This is a genomic window from Stenotrophomonas sp. JAG2 (assembly GCF_041080745.1).
Taxonomy (GTDB): domain Bacteria; phylum Pseudomonadota; class Gammaproteobacteria; order Xanthomonadales; family Xanthomonadaceae; genus Stenotrophomonas; species Stenotrophomonas maltophilia_AA.
This window is the reverse complement of sequence record NZ_JBEUMH010000019.1, coordinates 20450-38295: the sequence shown is the minus strand read 5'-3', so window position 1 is coordinate 38295 and position 17846 is coordinate 20450. Positions and strand designations below refer to the sequence as shown.

Here is a 17846-nt window from a genome sequence, read left to right as displayed (position 1 = left end):
GATAGTGTTCTTCGAAACTTCTCCCGGTGTAACGGAACTCAATGCCGGAAGCGGGATAGATGAGGCGAGCCTGATCAAGGACTTCATTCATCAACTGGCCCTGAAGGTCTTCCAGCTCTGCCCCTCCCGTTTCCGGCAACCACCCTCTGAGTTCGACCGTTACACTACCAGTCGATACATCAAACCGGGCGACGGCCTGATCTGGCGCCTGAGAGCCCGCCTTCATCCTGTACTGGTCGAGCGTTTTCTGAGCAACGCTGGACAACAAAGCATCAAAGGCCATCTCCGCTTCGATATCGACAGACGCTCGCGAGGGCAGTCCGCGCGCATCCGACGCAGCGGGTACAAGAAGAAACAGAGCGCAAAAGCCGCCCACTAGTGCTTTGCTTATGCACTTCATGCCTTCCCCTCAGGTTGGTGCTTCTGCCGCCACGTTGGCGACACCACCAAGCTTCCTCACCCGCGGGACATCGTTCCAAGCATCACGTCTCAGTGCGCCATTGAACCCAAGACGTAGTTCCGATCGCACTTTGACCCTTGATAGACGGGGGCTTGGAACGCACACGCGCCAGCGATCCTGACCTATCCTTGCAACATGCCAACGAGCCGCTTCCTTCACAATCTGCAGGAAATCCCTCCCGACGATTGGGACGCCCTGCACGACGGACGCAACCCGTTCCTGTCGCACGCCTTCCTCGCCGGTCTTGAAGAACACGGCTGCCTGCGCCCGGAATGGGGCTGGCGGCCGCGCCACTTCACCCTGTGGGAGGGCGACGCCCTGGTGGCGGCGATCCCCGGCTACCTCAAGGACAACTCGCACGGCGAGTTCGTGTTCGATCACGCCTGGGCCCACGCCTATGCCCAGCATGGGCTGGAGTACTTCCCCAAGTGGCTGGGCGCGGTGCCGTACTCGCCGGTGACCGGCCCCCGCGTGCTTGCGCGCACGACCGAAGACAGGGGCGCCCTGCTGGCACTGTTGGCGGGCGAAGTGGCGCGCCTGGGCTGGTCCTCGGCCCACGTCAACTTCCATCCTGCCGACGAGGACGCCAGCTTCAGCCCGGACTGGCTGCTGCGCGAGGACATCCAGTTCCAGTGGCACAACCCCGGTGGCTGGCAGACCTTCGACGACTTCCTCGGCGCGATGGATCACAAGCACCGCAAGAACATCCGCCAGGAGCGCGCCAAGCTCGCGCGCAGCGGCGTCACGTATCGCATCGTGCAGGGGGATGAGGCCACCGAAGCCGACCTGCGCGCCATGCACGGCTTCTACCTGCAGACCTTCGCCGAGTACGGCAACTCGCCCGCACTGACGCTCCCGTTCCTGCAGCACCTCGCCCGCACGATGCCGCGCGCGCTGGTGATCTTCCTGGCCCTGCTCGACGGCGAGCCGGTCGCCGGCGCGCTGTGCCTGCGTGGCGCGGATACGTTGTACGGCCGCTACTGGGGCGGCGCCACCCTGCCCGGGCTGCACTTCGAGACCTGTTATTACCAGGGCATCGCCTACTGCCTGCGCGAAGGCCTGGCCCGCTTCGAACCGGGCGCACAGGGCGAGCACAAGCTGGCCCGCGGGTTCCTGCCGCACACGGTGCGCAGCCGCCACTGGATCGCCGAGCCCGCCTTTGCCGAAGCCTTGGTGGCGTGGTGCGCACAGGAACGCGCCGAGGTCGCCCACTATGCGCGGGTGCTGGCGGCGCACAGCCCGTTCAAGGCCGACAAGGTCGACCCGGCATGAGCCGCCGCTTGCCCTGGCGCCTGGACGATGCATCCGACGCCCCCTTCCCGCCCGCGGAGACCGCTCTCCGCGATCCCGACGGCCTGCTCGCGCTCGGCGGCGACCTCTCCCCGGTGCGGCTGCTCAATGCGTACGCGGGGGGCGTCTTCCCGTGGTTCTCCGAGGGCCAGCCGCTGCTGTGGTGGTCGCCGGACCCGCGCATGGTGTTCCGCACCGACGCCGTGCACCTGTCCAGCCGCTTCCGTCGCTCGTTGCGGCAGAGCACCTGGACGCTGCGGGCCGATACCTGTTTCGAGCAGGTGATCGATGCCTGCGCGGCCAGCCTGCGCCCGGGCCAGGACGGCACCTGGATCACGCGGGACATGCGCGATGCCTATGTCCACCTGCACCGGCTCGGCTTCGCGCACTCGGTGGAGGTGTTCGACGACGCGCGGCTGGTCGGCGGCATCTACGGGGTGGCGATCGGGCGGGTGTTTTTCGGCGAGAGCATGTTCAGCGCAGCATCCGGCGGCTCCAAGGTCGCCCTGGCCGGCCTGGCCCATCGGCTGGCCGGCTGGGGCTGGCCGCTGATCGATGCGCAGGTGGAAAACGACCACCTGCTGCGCATGGGCGCCGAACACTGGCCGCGGCAACGCTTCCTCGCGTTGGTGCGTGAACAGGTCCAACAGCCAGCTGCCGCAGGCGATTGGAGCGATCTGTTCGGTAAGCTGGCCGCCGCCGCCCTGGCCGATCCTGGCGCGCCTTAACCAAAACTTTGCATCAAACGCCCGACCCGCGTAAAATGCCCGCTCTTCAGGCCAGCTCGGCCGGTTACAGAACTGCACAGGACTACATGTCGAAAGACGACTCCATCGAGTTCGAGGGCACCGTCAGCGAGACGCTGCCGAACACCACTTTCCGCGTACGACTGGAAAATGGGCATGAAATCATCGCCCACATCTCCGGCCGCATGCGCAAGAACTACATCCGCATCCTGACGGGCGACCGCGTCAAGGTCGAAATGACCCCGTACGACCTGACCAAGGGTCGCATCACCTACCGCATGAAGTAAGCGGTCCGGGGGTTGTTCCCGCCAGAAGGCCAGCCAGGTGCTGGCCTTTTCGCGTGGGCGGCATTCAGGAGACAGCCCCCACCCTGCCATGCGGCACCCTGACCCAGTGCACCCTGACGTCGGTCAGGATGCCTTGATGCAGATTCGCCCTGGCACGCAACGGTCCACTCTGGCTCTCGATCCAATCCGGATCCCGACCCGATGGCCCCCGCCATGAAGCGCCCGACCTCCCTGTTCCTGCTCGCCACCTGCCTCGCGGCCGCCGCGTCCGTTCAGGCCGCCGAACCGGCCGCGCCCGCCGACTGCATCACCCTGTCCCCGGACAAGCAGGTGGTGCGCAACCGTGCCGACCGCGATGTGCTGCTGCGCAACGGCGACCAGCACTATCTCGTCCGTTTTGACCGCTCCTGCAGCAGCGCCGCCATGTCGTCCAAACTCGACTTCGCCACGCCGGGCCAGGACGGCCAGCTGTGCGGTGGCGGCGTGAGCAAGCTGCACACCAACAGCCAGAGCTGTGACGTGGCCGCGGTGGAGCCTCTCACCGCAGAGCAGTTCAACCGCAAGGCCCGCGCCCGCCGCTGAGCAGGCGCCCGGTCCGCGCACAGAAAAGCCCCCTTGCGGGGGCTTTTCGATTCATCTCGACAGCGCCGGCCGCGCGATCACACGGTGGCCGGCAACAGGCGCTCCGGCTCGGCCTCGGTCTCGACGAACAACTGGTCGTCGCGGACGTCGATGCTGACCCGACCGCCGTTGACCAGCTTGCCGAACAGCAGCTCGTCAGCCAGCGGACGCTTGATCTTGTCCTGGATCACGCGGGCCATCGGGCGGGCACCCATCAGCGGGTCGAAGCCATGGTGGGCCAGCCAGTCGCGCGCGGTCGGCGTGGCAGACAGGCTGACGTGCTTTTCCTGCAGCAGCATTTCCAGCTCGATCAGGAACTTGTCCACCACGCGCAGGATGTGCTCGAAGCCCAGTGCCTGGAACTGCACGATCGCATCCAGACGGTTGCGGAACTCCGGCGTGAAGCTCTTGCGGATCACTTCCATCGCGTCGGTGGCATGGTCCTGGCGGGTGAAACCGATCGACCGCCGCGAGGCCTGCGCCGCGCCGGCATTGGTCGTCATCACCAGCACCACGTTCTTGAAGTTCGCCTCACGGCCGTTGGTGTCGGTCAGCACACCGCGGTCCATGACCTGCAGCAGGATGTTGAAGATGTCCGGGTGGGCTTTCTCCACCTCGTCCAGCAGCAGCACGCAGTGCGGGGTCTTGACGATCTTCTCGGTCAGCAGGCCACCCTGGTCGAAGCCGACATAGCCCGGAGGCGCACCGATCAGGCGACTGATCGAATGCGATTCCATGTACTCGCTCATGTCGAAGCGGACCAGCTCGATGCCCAGCTGCAGCGCGAGCTGCTTGGTGACCTCGGTCTTGCCCACGCCGGTCGGGCCGGAGAACAGGAAGTTGCCGATCGGCTTTTCCGGATTGGCCAGCCCCGAGCGGGCCAGCTTGATCGCCGAGGACAGGGTCTCGATGGCCGGGTCCTGGCCGAAGATCACCATCTTCAGGTTGCGCTCCAGGTGCTGGAGCACGTCCTTGTCGGTCGCGCTGACCTGCTTGGCCGGAATCCGCGCCATCTTGGCGACGATGGTCTCGATCTCCTCGATGTCGATCAGTTCCTTGCGCTCGCCGTCCGGCAGCAGGCGCTGGCGGGCACCGGCTTCGTCGATCACATCGATCGCCTTGTCCGGCAGCAGGCGGTCGTTGATGTGCTTGACCGACAGATCCACCGCGGCCTGCAGCGCGTCATCGGCGTAGGTCACGCCGTGGTGCGCTTCGTACTTGGGCTTGAGGCCCTGCAGGATTTCGTAGGTCTCGCCCACGGTGGGTTCCACGATGTCGATCTTCTGGAAACGCCGGGCCAGCGCCCGATCCTTCTCGAAGATGCCGCGGTACTCCTGGAAGGTGGTCGAGCCGATGCAGCGCAGCTCGCCGGAGGCCAGGGCCGGCTTGATCAGGTTGGAGGCATCCATGGTGCCGCCCGAGGCCGAGCCGGCGCCGATGATGGTGTGGATCTCATCGATGAACAGCACCGCGTTCGGCAGCTTCTTCATCGCGGTCAACACGCCCTTCAGGCGCTTTTCGAAATCGCCGCGATACTTGGTCCCGGCGACCAGGGCGCCCAGGTCCAGCGAATAGATCACTGCATCGGCGAGCACGTCCGGTACCGAGCCTTCCACGATGCGCTTGGCCAGGCCTTCGGCGATCGCGGTCTTGCCCACGCCGGCCTCGCCCACGTACAGCGGGTTGTTCTTGCGGCGGCGGCACAGGACCTGGATGGTGCGCTCGATCTCATCGGCGCGGCCGACCAGCGGGTCGATCTTGCCGTTGCGGGCCTGGTCGTTGAGGTTGCTGGCGAACTCGGCCAGCGCATCGCCCTTGCCCTCGCCTTCTGCGCCCTCGGCGCGGCCCTCGCCATCGGCGGCAGGCGGCACTTCGCCCTCCTCGCCCAGCTTGGCGATGCCATGGGAGAGGTAATTGACGATATCCAGCCGGGTCACGTCCTGCTGGTTGAGGTAGTACACCGCATGCGAGTCCTTCTCGCCGAAGATCGCCACCAGCACATTGGCGCCGGTGACCTCCTTCTTGCCCGAGGACTGCACGTGGTACACGGCGCGCTGCAGCACACGCTGGAAGCCCAGGGTCGGCTGGGTATCGCGCCCGTCATCTTCGGCCAGGCGGGAGACCGAGGCTTCGATGGCCTGTTCCAGTTCCTGGCGCAGGCGCTCGGCATCCGCGCCGCAGGCCTTCAGGACAGCCTGGGCGGACGGGTTGTCGAGCAGGGCCAGCAGCAGGTGTTCCACCGTCATGAATTCATGCCGGGCCTCACGGGCGCGCTTGTAGCACTGTCCGATGGTGTGTTCGAGGTCTTTACTGAACATGATTAACTCCGGCGGCTGTTGGGAACAATATGCGGCCAACCATCACGATTTCCATCACCCTAGCGGATCAGTGCGTTCATACGGCGTTAGCACTCCGCCGATCGCGCCCCTCCATTCGACGAGCCTCCATCATGCACGAACTTCCGGCCACGAAATGGCAGCTTCACCGTGACGGCGATGTCATCAAGACCCCGCGGGGCCGGCTCTGGCCGGTACGCCTGCCTGACGGCACCCCGGCGATGTTGAAGATGAGCACGCATGCCGAAGAACCCAACGGCCACCTGCTGCTGGACTGGTGGGACGGCGACGGCGCCGCGCGGGCCCTGGGCCATGAGGGCGACGCCCTGCTGATGGAGCGCGCGGTACCGGGCGATTCCCTGCGCGCGATGTCCATCGAGGGGCGCGACATGGAGGCGACGGCCGTGTTGTGCGCGGTGCTGGAAAAGCTCCATCGGCCCCGCGCGGACCCACCGGAAGGCCTGGTGCCGCTGCACCAATGGTTCAGGGAGCTGCTGGCGCCGACGGTGACGCTGTCGCCATTGCTGGAACAGTGCAGATCGCTGGCGGAGGGGCTGCTGGCCGATCAGCGCGAGCAGCGCCCGCTGCATGGCGACCTGCACCACGACAATGTGCTGGCATTCGGCGCACGTGGCTGGTTGGCGATCGACCCCAAGCGCCTGCAGGGCGACCGCGCCTTCGACTACACCACGCTGTTCACCAATCCGGACCTGTGCGGGCCCGGCATCCACGTGGCCGTGCGGGAGGACCTGTTTGAACGCCGGGTCCACCAGGTCAGTACGCTCGGCGGGCTCGACAGGACACGGCTGCTGCGCTGGATCGCGGCCAGCGCAGGCCTGTCGGCGGTGTGGTTCCTGGGCGACGGCGATCCGGCGCAGGTCGATCTGGCCGTGGCGCGGATGGCGCTCGAGCGGCTGTAGCGGAGGGCTTCCGGCCTCAGCCGCTGGCCTTTTCCATCGTGCACAGCAGCGGATGCTGGTTCATGCGCGAGAACTCGTTGACCTGGGCAACCTTGGATTCGGCGACCTCGCGGGTGAACACCCCGCACACGCCGCGGCCGCGGGTATGCACGTGGAGCATCACCTGGGTGGCCTTGTCCAGGTCCATGGAGAAGAAGTGCTGCAGGACGGTCACCACGAAATCCATCGGGGTGTAGTCGTCATTCAACAGCATCACCTGGTAAAGCGGCGGCGGCGCGACCTCGGGACGTGCAGGCTCAAGCAGCACGCCGTGGTCGTGATGAGTTTCGTGGGAAGTCTCGCGGGGCATCCCCACATTATAGGGCCCCGCTCCCCCGGATTGGACGTCGCCCCCTGCGGCCCTTCACAATCTGCACTCTCCAACCGACGTTCACAGGGATTTCATGAAAAGGATTGCTGCCGCACTGCTGCTGGCCGTGACTGCCACCGGCGCCAACGCGGCCGAGCCGGACAAGGCCGTCGGGCGTGCACTGGACACGCTCGACTACACCTACGAGGTGGACGAGGACGGCGACTACAAGATGGTCTTCGACATGGACGATGGCCGCAGCCAGCTGGCCTTCGTGCGCTCCACCGTCGAGGAGTTCGGCAAGCACACGATCCGTGAGATCTGGTCGCCGGCCTACAACGCGCCGGGCAAGCAGTTCCCGGCCGCGGTGGCCAACCGGCTGCTCGAGGATTCCCAGGACGCCAAGATGGGCGCCTGGGTGAAGCAGGACCAGCTGGCGATGTTCGTGGTCAAGGTCGACGCCAACGCCACGCCGGAGGCGCTCAGCGACGCGATCGATGCCGCGGTCCGCACCGCCGATGCGATGGAGCTCGAGCTGACCGAGCAGGACGAGTACTGAGGTGAGCGCCGTGCAGGAACCGCGCTGGACGCCCCATGTCACCGTGGCCACCGTGGTGGCCCATGACGGGCGTCTGTTGCTGGTCGAGGAGGCGATCGACGGTCGCCAGGTGCTGAACCAGCCTGCTGGGCACCTGGAGCCGGACGAAAGCCTGGCCGCTGGCGCGGTCCGCGAAACGCTGGAGGAAACCGGCTGGACGGTGCGCCTGAGCGCCTTCATCGGCACCTACCAGTGGACCGCCCCGGACGGCACGCCGTTCCTGCGCTTTGCCTACGCGGCCGAAGCGCTCTCGCACGATCCCGCGCGTCGCCTCGACGCCGGGATCCTGCGCGCGCTCTGGCTGACCCCGGCCGAGCTGAAGGCCGATCCGACCCGCCTGCGCAGCCCGCTGGTATGGCAGGTGGTCGCCGACTACCTCGCCGGCCAGCGCCATCCGCTGTCGCTCGTGAAGGAGGTCGCATGAGCACCCCACGCATCATGGTCGGCGTCTCCGGCGGCGTGGACTCCTCGGTCGCGGCCTGGCGGCTGGTCCAGCAGGGCGAGCCGGTGGCCGGCCTGTTCATGCAGAACTGGGCCGACGACGGCAGCGGCGACTGCCGCGCCGAAGATGACCGTCGCGACGCCGTGGCGGTCTGTGGCCTGCTCGGCATCCCGTTCCACTTCCGGGATTTCTCCGGCGAGTACTGGCAGGGCGTGTTCGAGCACTTCCTGGCCGAATACGCGGCCGGGCGCACGCCCAACCCGGACGTGCTGTGCAACCGCGAAGTGAAATTCAAGCATTTCCTCGACGCCGCGCGTGAGCTCGGCGCCGAGCGCATCGCGACCGGGCATTACGCCCGCATCGCACAGGTCGGCGGGCGCTGGGCGCTGCTGCGCGGTGCCGACCGCAGCAAGGACCAGAGCTACTTCCTGCACCAGCTGGGCCAGGAACAGTTGGCCGCCACGCTGTTCCCGATCGGCGACCTGCAGAAGAACGACCTGCGCCGGATCGCCCGCGACGCGCGGCTGCCGACCCATGCGAAAAAGGATTCGACCGGCATCTGCTTCATCGGCGAACGCGACTTCCGCGAGTTCCTCGGCCGTTACCTGCCGGCGAAGACGGGCGAGATCCGCGATCCTGATGGCGCCCTGATCGCCGAACATCCCGGCGTGTTCTACTTCACGCTGGGCCAGCGCGAGGGCCTGAACATCGGCGGCGTGCGTGGCCGGCCGGCCGCGCCGTGGTACGTGGTGGGCAAGGATGTCGCCAGCAACGTGCTGTACGTCGACCAGGACCGCGAGAGCCCCTGGCTGCAGTCGACCCGGCTGCATTCTGAAGTCGCCCACTGGATCGCCGGCGCTCCGCCTGCGCGCCGGTTCGACTGCACCGCCCAGACCCGCTACCGCCAGCCGGATGAACCGTGCACGGTCACCGTGCGCGACGATGGCACCCTGGAGGTGCGCTTCGCCCGGCCGCAGCGTGCCGTCACCCCTGGTCAATCGCTGGTGTTGTATGACGAGGAGGTCTGCCTTGGAGGCGCCGTCATCGCCGCCACCGATGCGCCACTGGAACAGCGCCTGCGCGCCACCCCTTCTCCTTTCGAGGTATCTGCTGCATGAGTTTTTCCGTCGACGACCGCGTTCTTGCTCTGGCCGGCATCGCCCAGGCCCTGCAGCAGGTGCGCCGCATCGCCGAAACCGGCCACTCCGAAGCCGCCGTGGTCCGTACCGCGGTGGACAGTGTGTTCCGCATCGACGCGGCCAGCCCGCAGGAGATCTACGGCAGCGCCAGCAATGTCGCCCCGGGCCTGCGCCTGCTGCACAACTACCTGAGCAGCCAGGGCCAGGACGAGCACGTGCCGCGGCTGGCGCTCTCGGTCCTGCAGCTGGAGCGCCGCTTCGTGCGTGAGCACGAGATCGTGGCCAAGGTCAGCACCGGCATCGAGCGTGCCCAGGCGCAGGCCAGCGAGCTGGGCGACAGCGCCCATCCCGACGTGCTCGCCGCGCTGGGCGGCCTGTACGCCGACACCATCAGCAACCTCAAGCCGCGCGTGATGGTCCAGGGCAACCCGCACTACCTGGGCCAGGCCGGCGTGGTTGCCGAGATCCGCGCCCTGCTGCTCGCCGCGGTCCGTTCGGCGGTGCTCTGGCGCCAGACCGGCGGCCAGTACTGGGATTTCCTGTTCTCCCGCAAGACCATGCTGGAAGCGATCGCCCGCCAGCTGCGCTGACCTGTGCAGCCACCCATGGGGTGGCTCTACATGGGGGCCGGAACGTGCGGTTTTTGATCGAATGTGTGGTGCAGGACTAAAGCAAACCGGGGTACGGCCGATACAGCATCCGTGCACCTCCCCGAGAACGTCCATGTACTCACGCCTCTTCATCCGCCTGGCCGCCCCCCTGGTCCTGACCCTTCTGCTTCCGTTTGCCATCGGCTTCGAGTGGCCAGCCGCCCTGCGTTGGGCGATCCTGACCACGATGACGCTCAGCTGGCTCGGGTTTGCCTGGTGGTCGGCCCGCGCCCAGACCCAGCGTTCGCCTGAACAGGCCCGCATCCTGCGCGAGCAGGACCAGCTGCTGACCGAGCTGCGCTCGTTCGTCGGCAACGAAATCGACGGCTCGCGTGGCGAAGTCGAACGTGCCCGCGACCTGATCCGCCACGCGGTCAGCGGCCTGGGCAGCAGCTTCGATGCCATGAACCGCAAGTCGCGCCAGCAGAGCCAGGCATTGGCCCGCATCGTCGACCGTGCCGGTGAAGACGGCGGTGCCGGCGTGGACGTGGCCCGTTTCGCCCAGCATGCCAGCCAGCGCATGGAGCAGCTGGTCGAAGCGCTGGAGCAGGTCAGCGGCCAGAGCAGCAACACCGTGCAGCACATCGACCAGATGGCGCAGCACCTGGATGGCATCTTCGCGCTGCTGGAAGACGTCAAGTCGATCGCCGACCAGACCAACCTGCTGGCGTTGAACGCCGCCATCGAAGCAGCGCGTGCCGGTGAAGCCGGTCGCGGTTTCGCGGTGGTTGCCGACGAGGTCCGCAACCTGTCCGAGCGCTCGACCACCTTCAACGAGCAGATCCGCAAGCTGGCGCACAGCTCCAAGGACGCCATCGCCAAGGTCCGCGAGACGGTTTCGCACATGGCCTCCCGCGATATGGACCGTTCCCGCGAAGCGCGCCACGAAGCCGCGCAGATGCTGGACAACGTGGCCCAGATCAACGCCTCGCTGGGCGATGGGATGCGCGAGATTTCCGAGTGCGGCCGTGCCATCGACAGCAGCGTCGCCGAAGCGGTCCGCGCCCTGCAGTTCGAGGACATCGCGACCCAGGCCCTGGGCGGCGTGCATACCCACCTGGATCGCCTGACCGCGATCAACCGCGAAGCCGTGGCCCTGCAGGAACTGCTGCACCGCAGTGGCGGCGTGTTCGACGAAGAGGTCGTGACCGCCCTGCAGCGCACCGGCGCCCGCCTGCGCGACATGCGCACCGAGTGGGAGCGCCCGCCGCACAAGGCGGTCGCCCAGCAGAGCATGGCCGCAGGCGCGGTCGAACTGTTCTGATCCAGCGGTAACGTGCCGCACGCGGCACACCCTGCGGCCCCGGTACCCCCGGGGCCGTTGCGCTTGCACTCCCCGCCCTGGCTGCAGATGATGGTCCGATGTTGAATGCGTCCGTGTTGTCCGTTGCATCCGTTGTCCCCGCCGAGCTGGAACCGGCGGTGCAGAGCAGTGACGGCGCAATTCCCGTCGCCCTGCCTGACGCCCCCGCGGTGCCGGCCACCCCGCTGCAGGGGCGCGCCCTGATTGAACGGCTGGAGCAGCTTGCGCTGAAGGAACTGGCGCAGCTGGCCAGGCATCCCTCGCACGCTGTTGCCACCCTGCCCTCCGCCATCGATCCCGCCATCGCCGGCCTGGCGTGGGACCTGGGCTTGAGCGGTGATGATCTGGACGCGGCTGCGCGCTGAGGCACGACAACCCGATATCCTCCAGCCCTGCATCGGGTGAGAGCGTATGAAGGTTCGGCTGAGACGGCTAGCAGTGCACGCCCAGGGACTGGGATCCTCCTCTCGCTTCAGTGCGGGGATCGATGGCGCGCTTCAGGCCGTCTCGCATCTGGGTTACGTGCAGATCGACACCCTGTCGGTCATCGAGCGCGCGCATCACCACGTGCTGTGGAATCGGGTTCCTGGCTACGACCCGGCATGCCTGAACCAGCTCATCGGCGAGAAAAAGCTGTTCGAGTACTGGTTCCACGCCGCTGCGTACCTGCCGATGCACGACTATCGCTTCGCGCTGCCGCGAATGTCCTCGATACGCACGGGGGAAAGCCGTTACTTCTGCAACGGCGATCCACGCCTGATGAAGGAGATCCTGGCGCGGATCCGCTCAGAGGGTCCGCTCAGGCTGCGGGACCTTGAGACGGGTGACACCAGCAGCGGCAGCTGGTGGAGCACCGGCCCGGGCCGTCGTGCCGTCGAAACGCTCTTCATGCGCGGCGATCTGATGGTCTGCGAGCGCCGCGGCGCCGAGAAGCGCTACGACCTTGCAGAGCGCTGCCTGCCGGATGATCTGGACCTGAGCATCCCCGATGATCACGAGTACGCCACCCATCTTTTCGATACCACGCTCAGGGCACACGGCGTCTTCACCCCGTCCCAACTGCTGCATCTCCGGAGCGGCAAGACGCTCCGCGTCGCCATGCGCGACGTTGTCCATGATCGGATCACTGCAGGCAGCATCCAACGGCTGAAAGATCTCAAGGGTCTGGACGTCTACGTCGACAGTGCTGTGCTGGAATCCGCACCTGCCTCCCGCGAGGAGGTGACGATTCTCTCGCCCTTCGACAACCTGGTCATCCACCGTGATCGCCTCAGTGCGCTGTTCGGCTTCGACTATCGGATCGAGTGCTACACCGCCGCCCCTAAACGCGCGTTCGGCTACTTCTGCCTGCCCGTCCTGTTCGGAGACAGGCTGGTGGCGCGGGTCGACTGCAAGGCCCATCGCGGAGAAGCGCGGTTCGAGGTGATCAGCGCACACTGGGAAGCGGCCGCGGATCGGAATGAGGTCCTGCCGCATCTCGCCAATGAGCTCCAGCGCTTCGCCAGGTTCAATGGCTGTACCACGCTCGATGACGCTGCCCTGAGGAAGCGCGCAGGTCGGCCGAGGGCGCCTCAACGGGGCTAGCGACACCCTTGGCGCCGCCCCCGCCTGGCCGGCAGTGCCATGCCAGGCGCATGGCCCGTCAGGAGGCGACGCGGGCCATCCTCAGACGCTTTGCGTCACCGCCACATAGCTCTCGCGCGAGGGCGTCTGGGTACCGAGCTTCAACCACTGCGCCAGATCGCGCGGCGCAAGCGGACGCGAGTACAGGTAGCCCTGGATCTCGTCGCAGCCCTGGCGGCGCAGCATCGCCTCTTCCTGCTCGGTCTCCACGCCTTCGGCGACTACCTTCATGCCGAGCGCGTGGCCCAGGTGCACGATCGCCTGGGTGACTTCGGCGGTGCCGGCGTCGTGCAGCATGCCCTGGACGAAGCTGCGGTCGATCTTCAGGCGACCGACCGGGAAGCGGTTGAGGTAGTGCAGGTTCGAGAACCCGGTGCCGAAGTCGTCCACCGCCAGCGGCACGCCGTGGCGCTCGAGGACATCGAAGCAATGCCGCAGCACATCGGTGTCGCGGATCAGGGCGGACTCGGTCAGCTCCAGCTCCAGGCGCTGCGGTGGCCAACCGTGGGCGTGGCAGATATCGATCACGCGCTCGGCGAAGCCGCGGTCGCGCAGCTGCACGGCCGAGACATTGACCGCCACGCGGTCGAACTTCAGGCCGGCGGCGTCCCACGCGGCGGCCTGGCGGCAGGCTTCGGCCAGCACCCAGTCGCCGATCCGCACGATCTCGCCGCACTTCTCGGCAATCGGAATGAACTCGGCCGGGCTGCAGTAGCCGATGCCGGGACGATGCCAGCGCAGCAGCGCCTCGATCGCCGGGGGCTGGTCGTTCTCGGCATGCAGCAACGGCTGGTAGGCCAGGGTGAACTCTTCGCGTTCGATCGCGCCCAGCAGCGCGTGCTCGATCTCCAGCTTGCGCTGGATCTTGGCCAGCGCGTCCTGGCTGTAATACTGGTAGGTATTACGCCCGGCTTCCTTGGCCGCGTACATCGCCGCATCGGCGGCGCGCAGCAGTGATTCGAAATCCTGGCGGCTGTCGTCGAGCATCGCGATGCCGACGCTGGCACCGACCTTCAGCGTGCTTTCCCCGCGGTGCAGCGGCTCGGCCAGCGAGGCGATCAGCTTGCGTGCCACGTGGCCTGCATCTTCCGGCGCCGCGAGGTCACGCAGCACGACGATGAACTCGTCGCCACTGAAGCGGCCGAACAGATCGTTGTTGCGCAGGCTCTGGTGCAGGCGCGAGGCAGCCGCCTTCAGCAGCGCATCGCCGGTGGCGTGGCCGAAGGTGTCGTTGATGGTCTTGAAGCCGTCCAGATCGATGAACAGCATCGCCAGCGGGCTGCCGCGATCGCGGGCTTCCTCGATGGCGTCGGCGGTCTGCTCGCGCAGTAGCATCCGGTTGGGCAGGCCGGTGAGCAGATCGTAATGGGCCAGCAGTTCGATGCGCTCGTTGGCCTCGCGCTCGCGGGTGATGTCACGGAACAACACGACGAAGCGCGTCGGCAGGCCATCGCGCCTGTCCAGTTCGATCAGCACCTGGACCCAGATGCGCAGCCCGGACTGGCGGTAGAAGCACAGGTCCAGCTGCTCGGGCAGCCCGCCGTCGGCGATACGCAGCAGGGCCGCCTCGAAGGCGTCGCGCGAGTCCTGGGTGTAAAGGCCCAGCGCCTGGTCCAGACTGATCGGCTCCTTGCGCAGCCCATGGATGCGGTAGCACTCCTCGGTCCACTGCATGTGGCGCGTGCCGACCTCGATCTCGCAGCCGCCAATGCGGCCCAGCGCGGAGACCCGGTTGAGCAGCTCGGTGCGCCAGCGGATCAGCGCGTCGGTCTGGTGTTGTTCGGTGATGTTCTGGACCTGGCCCAGCAGGCGCTGGATGCGTCCGTCGGGGCCGATCAGCGGCTGCATCCACACGCGCAGGTGCAGCGCGCCCGTGCCACGGACCAGCTCAAGCTCCAGCGTGGTCGCCGCGCCATCGCGCCACATCCGGCGCCAGGCGCCGCGCAGCCGGCCACGCGATTGCGGCTCCAGCTGCCGCAGCCAGTGACGTCGGCCGTGCATGGAATCTTCGCCCATCTCCAGCAGCGCCCGGAACTCGGGCGACCACCAGAACCGGCGTGCTTCCGGATCCCACGACCAGCTGCCCATGCTGGCGATGCGCTGGGCTTCGCGCAGGTGCACCTGCTGCTCGCGCAGCTGGGCTTCCATCTGCTTCTGGGCCTGGATGTCGGTATGGGTGCCGACCATGCGCAGCGGCTGCCCGTCGGCGGTGCGGGTCACTACCCGGCCGCGGTCCAGGACCCAGCGCCACCCGCCGTCCGGGTGGCGCGCGCGGAACTGGGCGGTATAGGCGTCGCTCTCGCCGCGCAGGTGCGCGTCCATCGCCACGCGCACCGTCGGCTGATCATCCGGGTGGACGTTCTCCAGCAGCGCGCTGACGCCCTCGGCGCGGACATGGGAGTCTTCCACGGGCTGGCCGTCCCAGCGTCGTGAGCGGCGCACGCTGTCGCTGGGCAGGTCCCAGTCCCACAGGCCATGCCCGGCATGGTCCAGCGCCACTTCCCAGCGGCTGCCCGCGTAGGCGGCGACCGGCTCGGGCACGCTCAGGGTGAAGGCCAGCAGGTGCCCATCCGGATCGTGCACGGCGCGCATCCACCCATCGAACCGGCCGCCGGGCCCACCGGGAAGCTGGCAGGGCACCAGGCCGCCGTCGGCGGCGAGCAGGCGCAGGTCTTCCAGTACCTCGCCGTATGCAGCAATCGTGGCCGGCAGGCCATGCTCGCGCGCGGCCGGGTTGGCGGCGATCGGACGACCGGCACGGTCGAGGATCACCAGCGCCGAGGCCAATGGGTGCTGCAGCAGACTCGCGATAATCCCTTGGTCCACGCCCTGTAACTCCGATAACGCACCCGACAACCGGGGAACGCAATCGTTAACGGCGGGCGCCGCGGATTATTGAGTTCCCTCGCGCCCTGCATCCTCACCCGGGGCAGGTAAGATGACGCTTGCCTTGTCCGATTGGCCCCGCCCTGCCCCATGTCCACCCCTTTGCCAGGCCCTTCCGAACGCGCTGCCGAACCCCCTCTCGCCCGCGATCTGCGCCGCGACCGGTGGCGCGTGGTCGTGGCCTACCTGGTCCTGGCCCTGGTCTGGATCCTGTGCAGCGACGCGGCGGTCAAGATGGTGGCCGGTAATCTGCAGACGGCCGCGCAGTGGCAGACCATCAAGGGCACGTTCTTCGTGGTCGCCAGCGCCGCACTGATCTATCTGCTGCTGCGCCCGCTGGCCCAGCACGTGCTGCATACCCACGCGCGGCTGGAGCATTCGGAAACGCGCCACCGGCAGATGTTCGAGGGCAACCCCGGCCCGATCCTGGTCTATGACCTGGAATCGCTGGCGATCCTGGACGTCAATCCGGCTGCCGCAGGGTTCTTCGGTTTCAGCCGCGAGGCCTTCACCGCGATGCCGATCACCGCGTTGTGGCCGCCCGGCCACGAGGCGATGCTCGAAGCCAAGCTGGAGCATATCCGCGCCCATCCCGAGCAGCTGTGCGTGATCACCGCCGATCTGCGCTTGAGCGATGGCAGCACAAGGCGCATGGAGATGCGCAGCAACTTCATCGATTACGGTGGCCGCCCCGCGCGCCTGCTGATCGCGATCGACCGCACCCGCGAAGACCAGGCCCTGCTGCGCCGCGACCAGGCCCTGGCCCGGGTCGAGGAAGCGCACGAAATGGCGCGCATCGGTGCCTGGGAAATCGACCCGGCCACGGGCCTGGGCCGCTACGCCAACCAGGTCTATCGCCTGCTCGGCCGGCGCCCGCCCGAGGCCCGGCGCTGGCACCGCTTCGACGAGCTGCTGGTCCCGGCCGATCCGGCCACGGCGGCGCTCAGCGAACAGCTGCTGCAGGAGATGAGCTCCGGCGAGCCGGTGCAGATCGATGTGCTGCTGCCACTGCTGGCGATGGACGGGCGCGCCCTGATGGTGCACCTGCGCGCGGAAAGCGGCCAGGATGATGCGGGGCGCCCGCGCGTGCTGGGCACGCTGCAGGACGTCACCGAGCGTGAGCAGTCGCGGCGCCTGCTGCGCGAGCGCGAAGAACAGTTCCGCGAGCTGGTACGGGTGCTGCCCGACGGCGTGGTGATCCTGTCCGAAGAGCACGTGCTGTATGCCAACGCGTGCGCGGCCACCCAGTTCGGCTATGGCCACAACACATTGCTGGGCGAGCCACTGGCCGCACTGGTCACCGCCGATGACCTGCCCCGCGTGCGCGCCCAGCTGTTCGCGCAGTTGCCGCCGCAGAGCGCGGGGGCTGGCGAGGTGATCGGCATGCGGCGCTTCAACGGCCACGCCTTCCAGGCCGGGCTGGCGGTCGGCGACGTGCGCTACGGCGGGCGCGACTGCAAGCTGCTGATCGTGCGCGACCTCAGCGAGCCCGAGCGCATCCGCGAGGCGCTGGAAACCAGCAACCGCGAGCTGCAGGCCATGGCCGGGCGGTTGTTCTCGCTGCAGGAAGACGAGCGCCGGGCCATCTCGCGCGATCTGCACGACGACATCGGCCAGGCGATCACCGCGATGAAACTGTCCGCATATGCCGCGCAGGACGAGCAGGATGCCGCCCGCCGCGACGAGGACCTGGCCCAGATCATCCAGTTGGCCGACGCCACCGTCGGCAAGCTGCGCGACATCTCCACCCTGCTGCGCCCACCGCAGCTGGACGCGCTGGGCCTGGAAGCGGCACTGCGCTGGCAGGCCGGCGTGCTGTTCCGCTCGGCGGCGATCGAGCTGCTGCCGGATATCCAGTCACTCCCGCGGCGGCCGGCCGGCGACATCGAACAGGCCTGCTTCCGCATCGCCCAGGAAAGCCTCACCAACGTACTGCGCCACGCACGCGCCAGCCAGGTCAACCTGCACCTGCGCGATGTCGACGACCATGGCCTGCACCTGCAGGTGCGCGACGACGGCGAGGGCTTCGACCCGGACGGCCCGCGCGGGCTGGGCCTGATCGTGATGCGCGAACGCGCGCAGAGCGTGGGTGGCACGCTGCGCATCGAATCGGCGCATGGTGCCGGTACCCTGATCGACCTTTACCTGCCGTACCGCGCCACCGGCGCGACGGCTCACGACGCACTGGAACACTGA

General features: G+C 67.6%; 17 protein-coding genes. 14 read left to right on the top strand and 3 right to left on the bottom strand.

All coding sequences use genetic code 11. The features are described 5' to 3' along the window. The first annotated feature begins 4 nt into the window (after positions 1 to 4). From AB9O74_RS17805 to AB9O74_RS17785, 5 genes are all read left to right on the top strand, one after another. Entirely contained in the window at positions 5 to 379 is a 375-nt protein-coding gene (locus AB9O74_RS17805) for a hypothetical protein (RefSeq protein WP_369350102.1), read from the top strand. Between the two features lie 216 nt (positions 380 to 595). After that, complete coding sequence (locus AB9O74_RS17800) at positions 596 to 1732, top strand: GNAT family N-acetyltransferase (protein ID WP_369350101.1); 1137 nt, start codon at positions 596 to 598, stop codon at positions 1730 to 1732. Continuing rightward, complete coding sequence (gene aat, locus AB9O74_RS17795) at positions 1729 to 2478, top strand: leucyl/phenylalanyl-tRNA--protein transferase (RefSeq protein ID WP_369350100.1); 750 nt, start codon at positions 1729 to 1731, stop codon at positions 2476 to 2478. Before AB9O74_RS17800 ends, aat begins: the two co-directional genes overlap by 4 nt. An 86-nt stretch (positions 2479 to 2564) precedes the next feature. Then, positions 2565 to 2783, top strand: a complete 219-nt coding sequence (infA, locus tag AB9O74_RS17790; RefSeq protein ID WP_005409596.1) for a translation initiation factor IF-1 — start codon at positions 2565 to 2567, stop codon at positions 2781 to 2783. A gap of 201 nt (positions 2784 to 2984) precedes the next feature. Continuing rightward, positions 2985 to 3365, top strand: coding sequence for a hypothetical protein (locus tag AB9O74_RS17785; RefSeq protein WP_176988994.1), 381 nt, complete (start codon positions 2985 to 2987; stop codon positions 3363 to 3365). Between the two features lie 77 nt (positions 3366 to 3442). On the opposite strand, the gene clpA is transcribed toward AB9O74_RS17785, so the two are convergent. Then, the gene (clpA, locus tag AB9O74_RS17780; protein ID WP_346479142.1) at positions 3443 to 5722 is read right to left on the bottom strand and encodes an ATP-dependent Clp protease ATP-binding subunit ClpA; all 2280 of its coding nucleotides are present in this window, start codon (positions 5720 to 5722) and stop codon (positions 3443 to 3445) included. Between the two features lie 131 nt (positions 5723 to 5853). Here clpA and AB9O74_RS17775 point away from each other — a divergent pair, with 131 nt between their 5' ends. Further along, complete coding sequence (locus AB9O74_RS17775) at positions 5854 to 6660, top strand: APH(6)-I family aminoglycoside O-phosphotransferase (RefSeq protein WP_369350099.1); 807 nt, start codon at positions 5854 to 5856, stop codon at positions 6658 to 6660. Positions 6661 to 6676: 16 nt separating this feature from the next. Here the strand turns inward: AB9O74_RS17775 and clpS are convergent, their stop codons facing one another. Further along, positions 6677 to 7009, bottom strand: coding sequence for an ATP-dependent Clp protease adapter ClpS (gene clpS, locus AB9O74_RS17770; RefSeq protein ID WP_176988996.1), 333 nt, complete (start codon positions 7007 to 7009; stop codon positions 6677 to 6679). A gap of 94 nt (positions 7010 to 7103) precedes the next feature. Here clpS and AB9O74_RS17765 point away from each other — a divergent pair, with 94 nt between their 5' ends. From AB9O74_RS17765 to AB9O74_RS17735, 7 genes are all read left to right on the top strand, one after another. Further along, positions 7104 to 7568 carry a hypothetical protein gene (locus AB9O74_RS17765; protein ID WP_369350098.1) on the top strand — a complete coding sequence of 155 codons (465 nt, stop codon included), beginning with the start codon at positions 7104 to 7106 and terminating at the stop codon, positions 7566 to 7568. A gap of 1 nt (position 7569) precedes the next feature. Next, a complete protein-coding gene (locus tag AB9O74_RS17760) occupies positions 7570 to 8031 on the top strand; it encodes an NUDIX hydrolase (RefSeq protein WP_369350097.1) in 462 nt (153 codons plus the stop codon). Further along, positions 8028 to 9167, top strand: a complete 1140-nt coding sequence (mnmA, locus tag AB9O74_RS17755) for a tRNA 2-thiouridine(34) synthase MnmA (RefSeq protein WP_369350096.1) — start codon at positions 8028 to 8030, stop codon at positions 9165 to 9167. The genes AB9O74_RS17760 and mnmA overlap by 4 nt, the downstream gene beginning before the upstream one ends. Next, entirely contained in the window at positions 9164 to 9778 is a 615-nt protein-coding gene (hflD, locus tag AB9O74_RS17750) for a high frequency lysogenization protein HflD (protein ID WP_176989000.1), read from the top strand. The genes mnmA and hflD overlap by 4 nt, the downstream gene beginning before the upstream one ends. Positions 9779 to 9911: 133 nt before the next feature. Beyond that, entirely contained in the window at positions 9912 to 11102 is a 1191-nt protein-coding gene (locus tag AB9O74_RS17745) for a methyl-accepting chemotaxis protein (RefSeq protein ID WP_369350095.1), read from the top strand. A gap of 98 nt (positions 11103 to 11200) precedes the next feature. Then, on the top strand, positions 11201 to 11506 hold the full coding sequence (locus AB9O74_RS17740; protein ID WP_369350094.1) for a hypothetical protein: 306 nt from the start codon (positions 11201 to 11203) through the stop codon (positions 11504 to 11506). Between the two features lie 46 nt (positions 11507 to 11552). Then, positions 11553 to 12725 (top strand): winged helix-turn-helix domain-containing protein, encoded by a 1173-nt coding sequence (locus AB9O74_RS17735; protein WP_369350093.1) that lies wholly within the window; start codon positions 11553 to 11555, stop codon positions 12723 to 12725. An 81-nt stretch (positions 12726 to 12806) separates the two neighbouring features. On the opposite strand, the gene AB9O74_RS17730 is transcribed toward AB9O74_RS17735, so the two are convergent. Then, complete coding sequence (locus tag AB9O74_RS17730) at positions 12807 to 15590, bottom strand: EAL domain-containing protein (RefSeq protein ID WP_369350092.1); 2784 nt, start codon at positions 15588 to 15590, stop codon at positions 12807 to 12809. 150 nt (positions 15591 to 15740) lie between these two features. Between AB9O74_RS17730 and AB9O74_RS17725 the strand changes: the two genes are divergently transcribed. Beyond that, positions 15741 to 17846 (top strand): PAS domain S-box protein, encoded by a 2106-nt coding sequence (locus tag AB9O74_RS17725; protein ID WP_369350091.1) that lies wholly within the window; start codon positions 15741 to 15743, stop codon positions 17844 to 17846.

Coding starts and splice junctions, on each gene's coding strand:
- AB9O74_RS17800 (WP_369350101.1), top strand. CDS start 596: ATGCCAACGAGCCGCTTCCTTCACAATCTGCAGGAAATCCCTCCCGAC.
- aat (WP_369350100.1), top strand. CDS start 1,729: ATGAGCCGCCGCTTGCCCTGGCGCCTGGACGATGCATCCGACGCCCCC.
- infA (WP_005409596.1), top strand. CDS start 2,565: ATGTCGAAAGACGACTCCATCGAGTTCGAGGGCACCGTCAGCGAGACG.
- AB9O74_RS17785 (WP_176988994.1), top strand. CDS start 2,985: ATGGCCCCCGCCATGAAGCGCCCGACCTCCCTGTTCCTGCTCGCCACC.
- clpA (WP_346479142.1), bottom strand. CDS start 5,722: ATGTTCAGTAAAGACCTCGAACACACCATCGGACAGTGCTACAAGCGC.
- AB9O74_RS17775 (WP_369350099.1), top strand. CDS start 5,854: ATGCACGAACTTCCGGCCACGAAATGGCAGCTTCACCGTGACGGCGAT.
- clpS (WP_176988996.1), bottom strand. CDS start 7,009: ATGCCCCGCGAGACTTCCCACGAAACTCATCACGACCACGGCGTGCTG.
- AB9O74_RS17765 (WP_369350098.1), top strand. CDS start 7,104: ATGAAAAGGATTGCTGCCGCACTGCTGCTGGCCGTGACTGCCACCGGC.
- mnmA (WP_369350096.1), top strand. CDS start 8,028: ATGAGCACCCCACGCATCATGGTCGGCGTCTCCGGCGGCGTGGACTCC.
- hflD (WP_176989000.1), top strand. CDS start 9,164: ATGAGTTTTTCCGTCGACGACCGCGTTCTTGCTCTGGCCGGCATCGCC.
- AB9O74_RS17745 (WP_369350095.1), top strand. CDS start 9,912: ATGTACTCACGCCTCTTCATCCGCCTGGCCGCCCCCCTGGTCCTGACC.
- AB9O74_RS17740 (WP_369350094.1), top strand. CDS start 11,201: ATGTTGAATGCGTCCGTGTTGTCCGTTGCATCCGTTGTCCCCGCCGAG.
- AB9O74_RS17735 (WP_369350093.1), top strand. CDS start 11,553: ATGAAGGTTCGGCTGAGACGGCTAGCAGTGCACGCCCAGGGACTGGGA.
- AB9O74_RS17725 (WP_369350091.1), top strand. CDS start 15,741: ATGTCCACCCCTTTGCCAGGCCCTTCCGAACGCGCTGCCGAACCCCCT.